This is a genomic window from Actinoplanes sp. CA-252034 (genome assembly GCF_050956125.1).
In the GTDB taxonomy this organism is placed as follows: Bacteria; Actinomycetota; Actinomycetes; order Mycobacteriales; family Micromonosporaceae; genus Actinoplanes.
This window is the reverse complement of sequence record NZ_CP191846.1, coordinates 6,022,617-6,037,793: the sequence shown is the minus strand read 5'-3', so window position 1 is coordinate 6,037,793 and position 15,177 is coordinate 6,022,617. Positions and strand designations below refer to the sequence as shown.

The 15,177-nt window shown below is 71.2% G+C and carries 14 protein-coding genes; 9 read left to right on the top strand and 5 right to left on the bottom strand.

Going from position 1 to position 15,177, the window contains the following annotated elements:
- Positions 1 to 195 precede the first annotated feature (195 nt).
- Together ACQPZW_RS27840 and ACQPZW_RS27835 are read left to right on the top strand one after the other, a co-directional pair.
- Positions 196 to 1,347, top strand: a complete 1,152-nt coding sequence (locus ACQPZW_RS27840) for an RNA polymerase sigma factor (protein WP_433788978.1) — start codon at positions 196 to 198, stop codon at positions 1,345 to 1,347.
- A 329-nt stretch (positions 1,348 to 1,676) separates the two neighbouring features.
- Complete coding sequence (locus tag ACQPZW_RS27835) at positions 1,677 to 2,315, top strand: alpha/beta fold hydrolase (protein WP_433788977.1); 639 nt, start codon at positions 1,677 to 1,679, stop codon at positions 2,313 to 2,315.
- Positions 2,316 to 2,473: 158 nt separating this feature from the next.
- Here the strand turns inward: ACQPZW_RS27835 and ACQPZW_RS27830 are convergent, their stop codons facing one another.
- Positions 2,474 to 2,650, bottom strand: a complete 177-nt coding sequence (locus tag ACQPZW_RS27830; protein ID WP_433788976.1) for a hypothetical protein — start codon at positions 2,648 to 2,650, stop codon at positions 2,474 to 2,476.
- A 110-nt stretch (positions 2,651 to 2,760) separates the two neighbouring features.
- On the opposite strand from ACQPZW_RS27830, the gene ACQPZW_RS27825 reads away from it, so the two are divergent.
- The 4 genes from ACQPZW_RS27825 (at position 2,761) to ACQPZW_RS27810 (ending at position 8,021) form a co-directional block, all read left to right on the top strand.
- Positions 2,761 to 3,990 carry a sensor histidine kinase gene (locus tag ACQPZW_RS27825; protein WP_433788975.1) on the top strand — a complete coding sequence of 410 codons (1,230 nt, stop codon included), beginning with the start codon at positions 2,761 to 2,763 and terminating at the stop codon, positions 3,988 to 3,990.
- Positions 3,978 to 4,622, top strand: coding sequence for a response regulator (locus tag ACQPZW_RS27820; protein ID WP_433788974.1), 645 nt, complete (start codon positions 3,978 to 3,980; stop codon positions 4,620 to 4,622). Before ACQPZW_RS27825 ends, ACQPZW_RS27820 begins: the two co-directional genes overlap by 13 nt.
- Before the next feature lie 100 nt (positions 4,623 to 4,722).
- Complete coding sequence (locus ACQPZW_RS27815) at positions 4,723 to 5,478, top strand: ABC transporter ATP-binding protein (protein WP_433788973.1); 756 nt, start codon at positions 4,723 to 4,725, stop codon at positions 5,476 to 5,478.
- Positions 5,475 to 8,021 carry an FtsX-like permease family protein gene (locus ACQPZW_RS27810; protein WP_433788972.1) on the top strand — a complete coding sequence of 849 codons (2,547 nt, stop codon included), beginning with the start codon at positions 5,475 to 5,477 and terminating at the stop codon, positions 8,019 to 8,021. The genes ACQPZW_RS27815 and ACQPZW_RS27810 overlap by 4 nt, the downstream gene beginning before the upstream one ends.
- Positions 8,022 to 8,364: 343 nt before the next feature.
- Here ACQPZW_RS27810 and ACQPZW_RS27805 read toward each other — a convergent pair whose 3' ends face one another.
- Positions 8,365 to 9,942 (bottom strand): flavin monoamine oxidase family protein, encoded by a 1,578-nt coding sequence (locus tag ACQPZW_RS27805; RefSeq protein ID WP_433788971.1) that lies wholly within the window; start codon positions 9,940 to 9,942, stop codon positions 8,365 to 8,367.
- A 389-nt stretch (positions 9,943 to 10,331) separates the two neighbouring features.
- On the opposite strand from ACQPZW_RS27805, the gene ACQPZW_RS27800 reads away from it, so the two are divergent.
- Entirely contained in the window at positions 10,332 to 11,120 is a 789-nt protein-coding gene (locus tag ACQPZW_RS27800) for an SAM-dependent methyltransferase (RefSeq protein WP_433788970.1), read from the top strand.
- 130 nt (positions 11,121 to 11,250) lie between these two features.
- On the opposite strand, the gene ACQPZW_RS27795 is transcribed toward ACQPZW_RS27800, so the two are convergent.
- The gene (locus tag ACQPZW_RS27795) at positions 11,251 to 12,288 is read right to left on the bottom strand and encodes a zinc-dependent alcohol dehydrogenase family protein (protein ID WP_433788969.1); all 1,038 of its coding nucleotides are present in this window, start codon (positions 12,286 to 12,288) and stop codon (positions 11,251 to 11,253) included.
- Positions 12,289 to 12,320: 32 nt separating this feature from the next.
- Here ACQPZW_RS27795 and ACQPZW_RS27790 point away from each other — a divergent pair, with 32 nt between their 5' ends.
- Both ACQPZW_RS27790 and ACQPZW_RS27785 read left to right on the top strand, forming a co-directional pair.
- Entirely contained in the window at positions 12,321 to 12,770 is a 450-nt protein-coding gene (locus ACQPZW_RS27790) for a cytidine deaminase family protein (protein WP_433788968.1), read from the top strand.
- Between the two features lie 49 nt (positions 12,771 to 12,819).
- A complete protein-coding gene (locus tag ACQPZW_RS27785; RefSeq protein WP_433788967.1) occupies positions 12,820 to 13,047 on the top strand; it encodes a hypothetical protein in 228 nt (75 codons plus the stop codon).
- A gap of 4 nt (positions 13,048 to 13,051) precedes the next feature.
- Here the strand turns inward: ACQPZW_RS27785 and ACQPZW_RS27780 are convergent, their stop codons facing one another.
- Together ACQPZW_RS27780 and ACQPZW_RS27775 are read right to left on the bottom strand one after the other, a co-directional pair.
- Entirely contained in the window at positions 13,052 to 13,375 is a 324-nt protein-coding gene (locus ACQPZW_RS27780; protein ID WP_433788966.1) for a hypothetical protein, read from the bottom strand.
- A 229-nt stretch (positions 13,376 to 13,604) separates the two neighbouring features.
- On the bottom strand, positions 13,605 to 14,885 hold the full coding sequence (locus tag ACQPZW_RS27775; protein WP_433788965.1) for a hypothetical protein: 1,281 nt from the start codon (positions 14,883 to 14,885) through the stop codon (positions 13,605 to 13,607).
- Positions 14,886 to 15,177: the final 292 nt, after the last annotated feature.

Genomic DNA, 15,177 nt, shown 5'->3' with positions numbered 1-15,177 from the left:
CCTCGTCCTGCCGCAGCTCCCGGCCCGGAGTGGCGATCCGGGCCGGGCCCGGAATGGCGATCCGGGCCGGGTCCGGTATCCGGGTTGAAACCCGGGCCCGGACCGGCTTCCGGGCTCTCCGCCGCGCCTGACTCTGGGTCGTCGGCCGGCCAAGTGGGATCCCACGTCGCCGGTGAGTCCCCGGAGCCTCGTCCGGTGGAGCCGGCTGAGCTGCGCGGCCTCCTGCCGGGGGTGCTCGCGATCCTCGTCCGCCGCGGAGCTGAATTCGCGGCGGCCGAGGACGCCGTGCAGGACGCGCTGGTGGAAGCCCTGCGGGTCTGGCCGGGCGACCCGCCTCGTGACCCGAAGGGCTGGCTCATCACCGTCGCGTGGCGGCGGTTCCTGGATGTGGCCCGCGCCGACGCCGCCCGGCGCCGCCGCGAGGACCTGGTCGACCAGGAGCCGCCGTCCGGACCAGCCTCCTCCGCCGACGACACGCTCCAGCTGTACTTCCTCTGCGCCCACCCGTCGCTGACTCCCGCGTCGGCGGTGGCGCTCACCCTGCGTGCCGTCGGTGGCCTCACCACCAGGCAGATCGCCGACGCCTACCTGGTCCCCGAGACGACGATGGCGCAGCGCATCAGCCGGGCGAAGCGCACGGTCTCCGGGGTGAGGTTCGACCAGCCCGGCGACGTCGCCACCGTGCTGCGCGTGCTCTACCTGGTGTTCAACGAGGGCTACACCGGAGACGTCGACCTGGCCACCGAGGCGATCCGCCTCACCCGCCGCCTCGCCGCCGCCATCGACCATCCCGAGGTCGCCGGGCTGCTCGCGCTCATGCTCCTGCACCATGCCCGGCGCGCCGCCCGAACCGCACCCGACGGCAGCCTCATACCCCTCGCCGACCAGGACCGAGACCGCTGGGACACCACGATGATCGCCGAAGGTGTGGCGATCCTGCAGATGGCGCTCTCCCGCGACCGGCTCGGCGAGTTCCAGGCGCAAGCGGCGGTCGCGGCATTGCACGCCGACGCCCGGGCCGCCGACGAGACCGACTGGGTACAGATCGTCGAGTGGTACGACGAACTCGTCCACCTCACCGGCAATCCGCTGGCGCGGCTCAACCGAGCGGTCGCCGTCGGCGAGGCCGACGGCCCACAGGCAGGCCTGGCGGCCCTGGCCGAACTCGACCCTTCCCTCCCACGCCACACCGCCGCGGCGGCCTACCTCCACGAGAGGGCAGGCGATCAAAACCGGGCAGCCCAGATGTACGCCGAAGCTGCTCACCAGGCCACGAACCTCGCCGAACGCGATCACTTGACCAAGCAGGCCGCCCGTCTCAACGCCCGCATCCCCCCGCCCGGATAGCCACGAATCTTCCCACCGGCCTCCGCCCACAGGCAGTTCGCCCGCTCCGCCAGTCCTGTCGGCGGGTCTGCGTGGGTGGCGTTGTCCGGCGGCCGTGTCGGTTGGTCCGCTTCGGTGGTGCGCTCGTCGGCCGAGCCGGGTTCGGGTGTCGCCATGACGCCGGCTGCTATCGGCGGTGGCGTGCGGCGGCCCCGGCATTGCAGCGCCCGCAGCGCTCGCGTGGTTCGATGGCTTCATCCAGGCGTTCACCCCCGGTAGCTGTCTTCATGCGCGCGCCGACGGGTAACCCGTTCTTTCGGCGACCAGGCTCGATCGGGAAGGACTGTGCGATGAGCGCCTTCGTCCTCATTCACGGAGCCGGCGACGTCGGCTGGTACTGGCATCTCGTCGAGGCCGAACTTCGGGCGTATGGCCATGACACGGTCGCGCCGGATCTTCCCTGCGACGACGATGCGGCGGGTCTGCCGGAATACGCCGACGCGGTGGTCGCCGCGGTCGAGGACCGCACCGGCCTCGTGGTCGTCGGACAGTCGCTCGGCGGCTTCACCGCCCCGCTCGTCTGCGAACGGGTACCGACGCGACTGATGATCCTGGTCGCACCCATGATCCCGGCGCCGGGTGAGGCCGTCACCGACTACTGGGCCCACACCGGATGGGACCGGGAGCCGCGCGAGCAGCACGACGACCTCTTCTACCAGGACGTCGACCCGGAACTGGCAGCTGAAGCCCGCGCCCGTGGCCGTGCTCAGTCGGAGGTGCGTCTGGCCGAGCCGACACCGATGCGGGCCTGGCCGAACGTATCCACGAAGGTGTTGATCTGTCGCGACGACCGTCTGCTGCCGACCGCCTACCTGCACCGCATCGCCCGGGAGCGGCTGGGGCTCGTCCCCGACGAGATCGACGGCGGGCACACGCCGGCGCTGAGCCGGCCCACCGCCCTCGCCGAGCGGCTGATGAGCTACCTCTAGGCTCGCCTCCGCCTCCAAGGTCAGCTCCGTCCCGAGTCCCATTCCATCTCCGACGTCCGTTTCACGTCAGCTGTCCATCGACGACTTCGGCACCGGGCACTCCTTGCTGGGCCGCCCCGGCGATCTGCCCGATCGGCAGCGTCGTCGAGGGCCTCCGGTCATCGGGACCGGTAGTGCTGCACCGCCAGGGCCGCTGCGCAGGCGAGCGTCGCCAGGCCGAAGCCGGAGGCGATGAACAGGCTGACGCCGAGGCTCGACGTGACGCCGTTAGCGGCGAGACTGATGATCAGCAGCGCCCAGAGCGCCGGTCGTAGCCAGGTGCGGGTCTCATTCATACCGGCAACGCTATGAACTGGCAGCCGGTCCGGCCATCCCGCCAGGGTGAGTCTTGGAGGTATAGCCTGCGCTACTGTCGCGGCACCTCCTGGGGCCTATCGTTCGTCGCATGCCGCAGGAGAAATGGCGCAGGTTACGCGCCGCCGTCGATGCCCTCGAGCGCATCGTCGGCGGTCTGGGCACCGCGCTGCTCGCTCTGGGCGCCTTGGTCTGGACGGCCGTCGTGGCGGCTCTCTGCCTGGTCGGCGTCGGGTTGTTCCTGGTTCCGACAGTGTTCCGGGTCGCCCGTGCCGTCGCTGACCGTGAGCGAGCCCGGCTGAGTCGCTGGGGTCCCGCGGTGATCGGCCCGCCTCCGCTGCCGGCCGACGCCCGTGAGGCTCTGCGTGACCCCGATGTCCGGCGTGAGCTGGCCTGGCTGGCCTGGCACGGCACGGCTGGGTTCCTCCTCGGCGCGATCGGCATCAGCCTGCCGGTCTACGCGGTCGAAGACGGCACCTTCCCACTGTGGTTCTGGGCGATCGATCCCGAGTTGGGCGCGCCCGGGATGGTCTGGTGGCGAGTCGACGGGCTCGCCGGAGCGCTGGGTGTCGCCCTGGTCGGTGTCGGGTTCGCCGTCGTCGCGGTGGTTCTCGGGCCGGGGATCGCCCGGCTCCAGGCAGCTCCCGGCCGGCGGCTGCTCCCACCGGCGGGCGACGTCGACCTGTCCCGGCGGGTGGCCGAGCTGACCGCCACCCGTGCGGCGGCCCTTGACGCGCACGCCGCCGAGCTGCGCCGCATCGAGCGTTCCCTGCACGACGGCACACAGAACCGACTGGTCGCGCTCAACGTGCTGATCGGTGCCGCCCGCCGGGCTCAGATCCGCAATCCGGACGCGGTCGCCGACATCCTCGACCGGGCTCAGGAGGCCACCGAGCAGGCGCTCGCTGAGTTGCGGACGGTCGTGCGCGGCATCCTGCCGCCGGTGCTGGACGATCGCGGCCTGGTCGGCGCGCTGGCGGGTCTGGCCGGCACCTGCGCGGTGCCGTGCGAGATCGAGGTGGACGTGCCCGGCCGGTGTGCCGTCTCGGTGGAGGCGACCGCCTATTTCGTGGTCGCCGAGGCTCTCACCAACGTGGTCAAACACAGCGGTGCGACGGCGGTCGGTGTGACCGTGCGGCGCGACGGCGATCGGCTGCGTCTGCGGGTGACCGACGACGGCACGGGAGGCGCCGAGGAGTCCGGCGGGTCCGGACTGGGCGGCATCCGCCGGCGCGTCGAAGCCTACGATGGCCGTTTTCTGATCTCCAGCCCACGGGGTGGGCCGACGACATTGGATGTGGAGTTGCCGTGCGGATCGTGATCGCCGAAGACGATGCCCTGCTACGTGAAGGGCTGGCGCTGTTGCTGCGGGCGGAGGGCCTGGACGTCGTCGCCACCACCGACATGCCCGGCCCCTTCCTGGCGGCCGTCGAGGAGCACCGTCCGGATGTCGCGATCGTCGACGTCCGGATGCCGCCGACCCACACCGACGAGGGCATCGTCGCCGCCGTCGAGGCCCGCCGCAGACAGCCCGGGCTGGCGGTGCTGGTGCTCTCCGCCTACGTGGAGCAGGCCTTCGCCACCGATCTGCTGGCGAGCGGCTCGTCCGGTCTCGGCTATCTGCTCAAGGAGCGTGTCGGCCGGGTGGAGGAGTTCCTCGCCGCTCTGGAGCGGGTTGCCGGTGGCGGCACCGCCGTCGATCCGGAGGTGGTCGGGCAGTTGCTGGCCCGCCCGCGACCCGACGACACGCTCGCGTCCCTCAGTGCACGGGAGCGGGAGGTGCTCGCTCTGATGGCCGAGGGCCTCGGTAACTCGGCGATCGCCGAGAGGCTCTTCGTCACCGACGGTGCCGTCCACAAGCACATCCGCAGCATCTTCGCCAAGCTCGGGCTCGCCCCCGACGACCGTGCCGATCGGAGGGTGACCGCTGTGCTGCGCTACCTCGAAAAGTAGCGCCAGCTGTACCCGTCTTGGGCAGTTCGCTTCATTCTCCGCGGCGACCCGAGACAACAGACTTCTCCGCGAACCGGAAACCACACGGAGAGGCCAGCGAATGTCCGTCCACACCGAGCCCGCGGTGCGAGTCACCGGGCTCACCCGTACGTTCCACGCCGACGGCGAGCCGGTTCACGCACTCGCCGGAGTCGACGCGACGTTCCAGCGCGGCACCTTCACCGCGATCATGGGGCCATCGGGTTCCGGCAAGAGCACGCTGCTGCAGACGGCGGCCGGCCTGGACCGGCCCACCGACGGCAGTGTGTGGATCGGCGGAACCGAGCTGTCCCGGCTCTCCGAGACCAGGCTGACCGAGTTGCGCCGCGGCCGGATCGGGTTCGTCTTCCAGGCGTTCAACCTGGTCGGCGCACTCACCGTCGAGGAGAACATCCTCCTGCCGCTGCGTTTGGCGGGCACCCGCCCCGACCGCGCCTGGATCGATCAGATCATCGAACGGGTCGGCCTCGGTAACCGGTTGCGTCACCGGCCGTCCGCGCTCTCCGGCGGCCAGCAGCAGCGGGTCGCGATCGCTCGCGCTCTTGCCTCCCGGCCCGAGGTCATCTTCTGCGACGAGCCGACGGGCGCCCTGGACACGAACACGGCGGCCGAGGTTCTGGCGCTGTTGCGCGCGATCGTCGACGAGCACGGCCAAACCGTCGTCATGGTCACCCACGACCCGGTTGCCGCCTCCTACGCGGACCGGGTCATGGTGCTCGCCGACGGGCGGATCGTGCACGACATGCCACAGCCCGGCGCGGACCGGATCGCCGAGCACCTGGCCGCCCTCGGCCGCAGCCGGGTGGTGACCCGATGATCTCGCTGGCCACCCGCATGCTGCGCCACCGCCCGGGATCCTCGGTCGCCACGCTGCTGGCGCTGGCACTGGGCGCTCTGATCCTCACCGCGATGGGGGTGCTCGTCGAGTCCGGCCTGCGGTATCACCCCGCCCCGGTTCGCTATGCGGCCGCCGACCTCGTGGTGGCCCGGCCCGACACCACCTTCACCAGCAGAGAGTTCGACGGCGAGATCTACCGCAGCACGGTGGCGCTGCCCGAGGGCGGCACGGTGCCCACCGGCCTGGCCGGGAGGATCCGCGACATCGAGGGCGTCGCCGCGGTCGCGGTCGACGAGAACATCCCGGTCCACACCCCTTCCGGGACGCCGCTGCCGGGGCGAGGCTGGACGAGCGCGATCCTCACACCGTATGAGCTGGTCGAGGGCCGGGCCCCGACCGGTGACGACGAGGTCGTGCTCAGTACGGGTGCGATCCCGGGTGGCGACGGGGCAGCGGTGTCGAGCGGTGGGCAGATCACGGATGCCGGTCGAGCACGAGCCGGTGAGCAGGTGCGACTGATCGTCGGGGGAGTGCTCCGGACGTACCGGATCAGTGGTCTGGCGCGAGACGGCGGGAACGCCGCGGCGGTCTTCTTCAGTGATGCGCATGCCGCCGAGCTCGCGCCGCACCGAGGCGCCGTCAGCGCCGTCGGCGTGATCGCGGCTCCCGGCGCCGACCTAGGCAGGCTCGGTGAGCAGGTCGGGCAGATCGCCGGGGACGCGCGGGTGCTCAGCCGTGCCGACAGTGGGCAGGCGGAGCGATCGGCGGACGGCGCTGCGGCAGGACTGCTGATTCAGGTCGGGGCGTCGTTCGGTGGCTACGTGGTCCTGCTGATCGTGTTCGTGGTCGCCGCGACCATCGGCCTCAGCGTGCGGCACCGGCGGCGTGACCTCGCCCTGGTCCGTGCAGTCGCCGCCACGCCAGGGCAGGTCCGTCGCATGATCATGGCGGAGTCGGCGCTGCTCAGCGTGGTCGCGTCGGCGATCGGTGTACCGGCCGGCCTGGTCGCCGCGCGCCGGCTCACCGATGAGCTCACCCAGCGGGGATTCGTGCCGGAGGGCTTCCCGACGGCACCGGGTGTGATCGCGGCGGCGGGGGCTACGGGGATCATCCTGGTGTCTGCCGTGCTTGCCGGTCTGCTTGCCGCACGACGCATCAGCGGGATCAAGCCGGCCGAGGCGCTCGGTGAGGCCTCGATCGAGCCCGTGCCGGCCGGCCGTGCCCGATGGATCGGTGGGCTCGTCGCACTGGTGGCGGCGTGTTCCTCTGCCTTCGCAGCGGTCGCCGCCGGCGGCCAGACCGCGCTCGGGGCCGCGCTCGGCATGCTGTATCTGTTCGTGCTCGCGGTGGCGCTGCTCGCGCCGTGGATCAACGTCGCAGCTGCCCGGCTGCTCGCCCCGATCCTGCGCACGATGTTCGGGACCAGCGGATATCTGGCGTCGGCCAATCTGCGGGCCAACGCCCGCGGCTCCGCCACCGTGCTGACGTCGCTCGTCCTGGCGGTCGGGTTCGGCGGATCGGTGTGGTTCCTGCAGAACAATCTCGAACGCCAGGCGGTGGCGCAGAGCCGTTCGGGGCTGCTCGCCACGCGAGCGCTCGTCGCCGGAGCGGGGCTGTCCGACTCCGTGGTGGCTGAGGTTCGTGCGGTTCCAGGGGTCCGCGCGGCGACTCCCGTCCGCAACACCAGCGTCGTCGCCTCCCTGATGGGCGACGGTGAGACGATCGGAGTCCGAGCCGTGGACCCCGCCGGGATCGAGGCGACAGTCGATCTCGGGGTGACCGACGGTAGTCTCGCCGACCTGCGGGACGGGGCCGCGGCGGTGTCGCAGACCCAGGCTTCCACGTTCGGCTGGGAGGTGGGGGAGAAAGTGGCGCTGCGGCTCGGTGACGGCACACCGGTCGAGGTCCGGGTCGTCGCGATCTACGCCCGAGGGCTCGGGTTCGGTGACGTGATCCTGCCACGGTCGGCAATGATCGGGCACACCGCCACCAACCTGGACGATCAGATCCTGATCAGCGCGTCACCGGCCGCCGACGCCGCGCTGCGCGAGATCGCGGCCGCCCACCCCGGCAGTGCTCTCGTCGAGACCGCCACGCTCAGCGGCGGCCTGGCCGAGGACCTCGCACTCAGCGCCTGGCTCAATCGCCTGCTGATCGTCGTGATGGTCGGGTACACGGTGGTCGCCGCCGCCAACACGATGGTCATGGCGGCGCTCGCCCGGCGCCGGGAGATCGCCGTGCTGCGCCTGACCGGAGTGACCCGCCGCCAGGTCAAGCGCATGATCAACGCGGAGCAGGTCGGGCTGCTCGGAGTCGCGGTGCTGCTCGGCGGCACGATCGCCGCCCTCACGCTGAGCAGCGTGGTGCGTGCACTCACCGGAAGCCTCGTGCCATATGTGCCGCCGCTGGGCCTGGTGACCGTCCTCGGTGGCACGGCCGTCCTGGCCCTGGCGACGACCATCCTGCCGATCGCCCGGCTCCTGCGCGTGCCACCGGTCGAACACATCGGCATGCGGGAGTAGGCCGGGACGCCGTCGACCACCTGTGCCGGTGAGGTAAGGAGGAAGCCGTGCGTTGGGCGGCCGAGTGACCCGGGCCGGTTACCGGCACCTCCTCTCCCTTTGGTCGCGTGATGCAGGTGGCGTCCGGGGGTGGTCACCTGATGCAGGTGGCGTGCGGGCGATGGTCGCGTGATGCGGCCGGTGGTCGTGTGATGCGGGCGGCGTCGGGGCGGTGGTCGCGTGATGCGGGCGGCGTCCGGGCGGTGGGCGTGTGATGCGGGCGGCGTCGGGGCGGTGGTCATGTGATGCGGGCGGCGTCCGGGGCGATGGGCGGCGGAGGGACGGAGGAGGAGGGCTGATGCGGTCAGGAGGTGAGGGCACGTTGGTGCAGCGCGGTGACTGCGGCGCGGGCGGAGAGGAAGGCGCCGTGTTGCCATGCGACGGCCTGGCTCAGCCAGTCGCCGGCGAAGTAGACGCGCCCGGCCGGCTTCAGCAGCAAGCGGAAGGCGGTTGTGTCCTCCCACGGGGCGTAGTTCCAGGCGGCCTCCAGATGAGGGGTGCGATGCCAGGCGACGGAGAAGGCGGAGGCCATCTCGGTACGGTATTTCTCGCCGTGGATCTTCACACCCTGGGCCACGGCTCGGGCCGTTCGTTCGGCGGGTGGCAGCGCCCCGTAGGCCTCGGCCGCGTCGGCGAAGTTGTAGTAGCCGACCAGCAGCCCTCGCTGGGCGTGGAAGTCGTGCGACGGGTACCAGATCTGACCGATGTCGAGGTCGGTCTGGGTGCTGCCGCCGTAGATGCGCAGGTCATTCTCCCACCAGCGGCTGCGGTACTCCAAGCCGATCTTGCCGGCGGCGAACGGGAAGAAGGCCGCGAGCGCCGCGGTGATGTCCGTGCCCAGGTTGTGCGGGATGCGGGCCATCAGGTTCGGCGGCAGTGCGGCGACGCAGAAATCGGCGGTGATCGCCTGCTCCCGGCCGCCCTGACGGTAGGTGACCGTCACGTCGGAGGCGCGGCCGGTGACCTTGAGGACCTGGGCGCCCAGGCGCACTCGCTGCCGGCCGACCTTCGTGGTGAGGGCGGCGGCGATCCGGTCCATGCCGCCGACCGGTTGGAACATCATCATGGCCTGGTCGTAACCGAACTCGAAGCTGAGGTACCGCCCGACCTGACTGGCGAACACATCGGACAGCGACGGCGGACCGGGCAGCGGTGTCCCGTGGTCCTCGCCCGCGCCGGGGTACGACGCGAAGCCGCGCCGGGAGGACCCGACGTATTCGTGCTCGCCCCCGATGTCGCCGAAGTCCTCCAGGAACGACAGCAGTTGCGCTTTGTCCTCACCGGTCAGCACGCTGTCGAGCGCGCCCTGATCAGTGGCCTTCGCGAGCAGTTCGGACACGTACCCGTAGAGGTCTGCCTTGGCGGTCCGGAATCGGACGGGTGCCCCGGCCGCCTCGTTGTAGATCAACGCGTCGGCGTTGGCGTTGACGAACGGCTGGATCGGGACACCGAGCTCACGACAGTAGTCGAGGGTGACCATCCACTGGGCTATGCGGGCGGGGCCGGCGTTGAGGTAGGTGCCGGACGAGAATCCCGCCCGCTGGGTGTGGCCGTCCAGGTCGGTCTCCACGTGGCCGCCACGGACCGTCAGGTTGCGGCCGCCGGTGACGTCGCGGGCTTCGAGGATCGTACAGTCGTAGCCGGCTTTGCCCAGCTCGTAAGCGGCGGTGAGCCCGGCGATGCCGCCGCCCAGGATGACGACCTTGCGGGCGCCGCGGCCGGTCAGATGGAAGTCGGCCCGCCGCGGGGCCTGGAAATCGGGTGTTGCGGTGCCCACCGGTGCGTGCCCGAGCGCGCCCATCGTGGCGAAAAGGGCGCCGGCGCCACCGCTGACGCCCACCGAAGTAAGAAATCGACGCCTGGTGAGTTCCCCGTTACTCATCGTCCGAGCCTTTCGCCGATGAATAACATTGACATCTATCAAATGTTGCGGCTTGGTAAACGGCGCCCTGGTGACGGAATGGAAACCGGCAATTCGGCATGGTCGAGGCGCGACGGTTCGGTGAGGCGGAGGGAGGGCGGCGGTTCAGCGAGGCGCATCCGCGCAGTTCGGTGAGGCAGGGGCCCGGCGGCCTGATGGCAGCGAAACCGACGACCTGGTGATTGCGAAACCGGGGACCTGGTGACTGCGAAACCGGGACCTGGTGACTGCGAAACCTGCGACGGGAAGTGGCGGCGGGTGGCGTGGAGCGACTGCATGGTGGCGGGGTAGCGGGAAACATGCCCGGTATGTCAAGTTGTAGCCTCACTGAACGTTTTCGAGGAGCTTTCATGCCGCCCGGCGATCTACAGACCGACCGCCCACACTCCGCGCGGATCTACGACTACCTCCTCGGTGGCAAGGACAACTTCGAGGCGGACCGGCGGGCGGCCGAGCAGATGCTCCAGCACACGCCGATGCTGCCGATCTCGATGCGGGCCAATCGCAGGTTCATGGCGAAGGCCGTCGGCTTCCTGGCCGACCGCGGGGTCCGGCAGTTCCTCGACATCGGCACCGGGCTGCCCACCTCACCGAATCTTCACGAGGTCGTTCAGCGGATCGCCGCCGACTCCACGGTCGTCTACGTCGACAACGACCCGCTCGTGCTCACCCACGCCCGGGCACTGCTCACCCCGGTCGGCACCGGCGCCGTCTCCTACCTGGACGCCGACCTGCGCCGGCCGGAGGCGATCCTGGAGGCGGACGCCGTCGCCGCGGGTTTCGACCGGACCCGGCCGGTCGCGGTCACCCTGATCGCGGTGCTCCAGCATGTGATCGACGACGATCAGGCGCGCGACATCGTCGGGCGGCTGATGGCGCCTCTGCCGAGCGGGAGTGCGCTGGCCTTGTCAGCGGTGACGGTGGAGAACGATCCGGCCGGCGCGGGGACGGTCCGGACCTACAACCAGAACGGTGTGCCGGTCGTCGCACGGACGCGCGCGGGTGTGGAGGCCCTGTTCAGCGGCTTCGACCTGGTGGAGCCGGGCGTGGTCCCGGTGCACCACTGGAAACCGGTCGACGCCGACAAGGACGTCGACGACGCAGCCGTCTTCATGTACGGAGGCGTGGCCTTCAAATAGGACGCACGCCGGCCGAAGACGATACGACAGCGCGGGCGTCCGGAGGCGAGACGAGAGCGTGGGCGTCCGAAGGCGAATCGAGGGCAGCGCCGGCCCGGATCGGCATCCCAACCGGGCTAGGGGCGAGGGCTCAAGGCAACCGGGGGTCGATCATCGTCATTCCCGCGACGGTCGCGTTGTCGAAGATCGGTAGCAGCATGGCGGCCTCCGACAGGCCGATGGTCCGCTCGATCAGCCGCTGCGGAGCGAGCCGGCCCTCGGCGATCAGCGTCATCATCTCCGGATAGTCGACGGCTGCCATCCCATGGCTGCCGAGGACGTCCAGCTCCCAGCCGATCACCCGGGCCATCGGTACGCGGGGATGCCCGTCGATCGGCGGCAGCAGCCCGATCTGCACATGCCGGCCCCGCCGTCGCAGGCTGAGGATCGCGTCGGCGCAGGTCTGTTCCGCGCCGACCGCGTCGACGGAGACGTGGCTGCCACCGCCGGTCAGGTCGGCGACCGTGGCCGGCACGTCCCCGGAGGCCGGCAGGGTGTGCTCGGCGCCGAGTTCGGCGGCCACGGTCAGGGCGGCCGGATTGCGGTCGACGGCGATGACGCGAGCACCCAGCGCACGGGCGATCATCACCGCGCTGAGCCCCACACCGCCGGCGCCGATGACGGTCACCCATTCGCCCTCGGTGACCTTCGCCCGGCCGGCGAGTGCCCGGAACGCCGTGGCGAACCGGCACCCCAGCCCCGCTGCCGCCTCGAACCCGACCCGATCCGGGATGGCCACCAGATTGGTGTCGGCGGCGTGCAGCGGCACCAGCTCCGCGAACGATCCCGCATGCGTGAACCCGGGTTGCTGCTGGTCGGGGCAGACCTGCGCCTGGCCGGTCCGGCACCACTCGCACCGACCGCAGCCGCACACGAACGGGACGGTCACCCGGTCGCCGACCGTCCAGCGTTCGACGCCCGTGCCCAGCGCGGCGATCACCCCGGCCAGTTCGTGCCCGGGAATGTGCGGCAGGGTGATGTCGTCGTGACCCGCCCACGCGTGCCAGTCGCTGCGGCACATCCCGGTCGCCATCACCCGGACCACCACACCACCCGGTGGCGGCGACGGTTCGGGCACCTCCCGTACCTCCGGTCGGGCTCTGATCGCATCGAACACCACGGCACGCATCGGCACATCCTCTCAGCCGTTAGAGTCGGCGCATGCCGATTCCCTCCCGCGGCCTGACCGAGGACGATCGGAAGCTGATCGAGTTGGCCCGCCGCATCGTCGACGCCAACACCGACGGCGACCAGGGCATCCACACGATGGGGGCGGCGGTCCGCGCCGTCGACGGCTCGATGTACGGCGGGATCAACCTCTATCACTTCCTCGGCGGGCCGTGCGCCGAACTGGTCGCGCTCGGCCATGCCCGCGCCTCCGGCGCTCGCGAGCTCACGACGATCGTCGCGGTCGGCAACGAGGGCCGCGGCCCGGTGGGCCCCTGCGGCCGCGACCGGCAGATCCTGTTCGACTATCACCCCGGCATCCGGGTCATCCTGCCCACGGAGAAAGGCATTCGGAGCGTACGGATCACCGACCTCATGCCACTCGCGGCGAGGTGGACCGTCGACGAGGGTACGCAGGAGTTCGATCCGAGCCTGTTCGACTGAGCGGCTTATTCGCTGGTGCCGGAGGCCGTGGGTGGGCGACGATCCGCCGGTGACGAACACTCCTGAGGGTTTCACCTACCGCATCCGCAAGAACGGCGAAGTGGAGATGCTGCACCACGGCCGCCCGGCCGGTGTGCTGCGCGGCGCCAAGGCGGCCCGTTTCCTTGTCGACGTCGACAACGAGGATCCGCAGGAGTTGATGGCCCGCCTGACCGGCAACTACCGGCACGGCAACGAGCGCGCCGCCAAGAACCATCCCCGCAACCGACGTCCGTGAACGATCAGTCCTTCCGCTCGGGGTCGGCCGGCGGCGTCGCGTAGTAGTTGTTGGTCATCGTGGCGGTCGTGCCGTCGCCGATCTGCACGTTTCCGCTGCTGCGGAAGCCCTTGATGGTGATTCGGCTCCCCGCGGCGGCCGGTGGGTCCTCCGGCTCACGCCGCCGCAGCGCGACGACCGCCGTCACACCGAGCGTGACCAGCGCCAGCAGGAAACTGCCGACACTCGCATACTGATCAGCGTCGCCGAGCGAATCCCGGCTCCCGAAGAAGAGCCCGGCCAGCACGAACGCCACCGCGAACGCTCCCGCGGTCAGCCACAACCTCATCGCGTCACCACCACCCCTCACCGCGTTGCTCCTCCGAGGATGTCACGGCCGGGCGAGCCCTCGCCGCCGGCGGCGAGGTCGGCCGCGGGGCCCGGCGGCTGTGCGGCTGGAGGTCATGCGGGCGTTCCGGCGGCTGGCGGAGGTGACGGTGTGATTGGGTGCGGTGCCGGCGGTCGCGCGGGTGGCCGCGGGGCCGGTGGTTGTGCGGTCGGCCGAGGGGTCGGCGGTTCTACGGGTGGGCCGGCGGCCGGCGGCGTGGGCGGGCGGGAGGCCGCCGGAGGCGGCGGGTGGAACGGGCCGGCGGCCGGTGCGGACGGCGCTGGGACCGGCCGGGGCGCGGCGGAGGGCGGTAGGAGCGGACCCGGGGGCGGCGCGGGCGGACCGGAGGGCGGCACTGGCGGCGGCGTGGGCCGCGAGCGGCGAGAAGCCGGCGTCGGCCGGGGGACGGTTGGCCGGGCGGGCGAAGGCTGGTGGTGGGCGACGACGACGGGGGTACGGGCCATCGCGCCCACGGTCCAGGCTGAGGCGGCGGCGACTCACCTGGAGATGGGCGATCAGGTGACGTTGGAGGCGGGGACTGGGCGAGCCGGTCGGTGAAGGAGGCGTCGAGGGTCGTCCGGGCGGTGGTGAGGTCGAGTTCGGTGTGCAGTTCGTTGCCGGTCCCGATCATGATGCTGGTCATGGCGTCGATCGATGCCATCCCGAACAGCCCGAGGAGAGTGGCCGGACGGCGGGGCAGGCCGTCGGCGTACCCCAGGATGTTGTCGTCCGTGGTGTTCTCCGCCGCGCCGACCAGGTCGCAGAGGAAATCGGCCAGCGCGCCCGGATCGGCCGGCGTCCCGGTGACGACGTCGACGTAGCGGCGGGCCAGGTCTTCGCTGTCGGCGAGCAGCGCGCCCGCCGGGATGACGGTCCGCTCCACCACGAAGTGCGAGTCGAGCCGGGTCATCGCGTCGTCGCCGAGTTGCACCGACTCGCAGTCGTAGATCTCCGCGGTGCAGTCGGCACGCAGTTTGAGCTCGGCCTGTTGCGGGCCGTTCTCGACGGGCGGGTCGACGAGCCGGGTCAGGGTCGCCCGCAGGTCGCGTACCACCGTCGAGTTGTCCCCGCCGGGGACCGCCTCCGCGAGGACCCGCTCCACCTGACGGGACCGCAGCGCGTCGTCGGCGATCACCGCCTGCCGGATGTGTACATGATCGACCTGGGTGAGCTCGCACCCGTTCCCGACCACGGCCGCCGTCGAGTCACGCGCGTGCACGGTGTGCGCCGGGAACATCAGCCCCAGGCCGCGGGTGCTGATCCCCTCGTGCGCGTGCGTGGCCACCTGCAGCAGCCCGACGCCGTGATAGTCGAGCCGCACCGGATCGGCCCGCCGGTCGCCCGGCCACCACCGCGGGTAGGACCGCTCCGGCCGGCTCTCCACCTCGAGTCCGCGTTGGCGCAGCTCGTCCTGCCCGACCGGCCGCAGCAGGTCGAAGATCCGGGGATCCTCAGCCGCCGGCAGAGCCACGCCGGAAGCCTCACCCTGTAGCCGGCCGGCCGCCGCCCGTGCCGCGTCGGGAGCCCAAACGGACTGCCGTTCCGCTACCTGTGCCGCGTCGGGAGTCGGAGCGGACTGTCGGTCGGCTACCTGTGCCGTGTCGGGGGCCGGACGGGGCTGTCGGTCGGCCGCCCGCCGAGCCTCTCGATTCCGTAGCAGCCAGGCGGCGAGGGAACTGCCCAGACCGGTCGCCCGGAGCGGCGCGGACCTATGGTCACGCAGTCGTTCACCTTCGCTCTTCGCCTCCGAGGTGGTCCGGCTG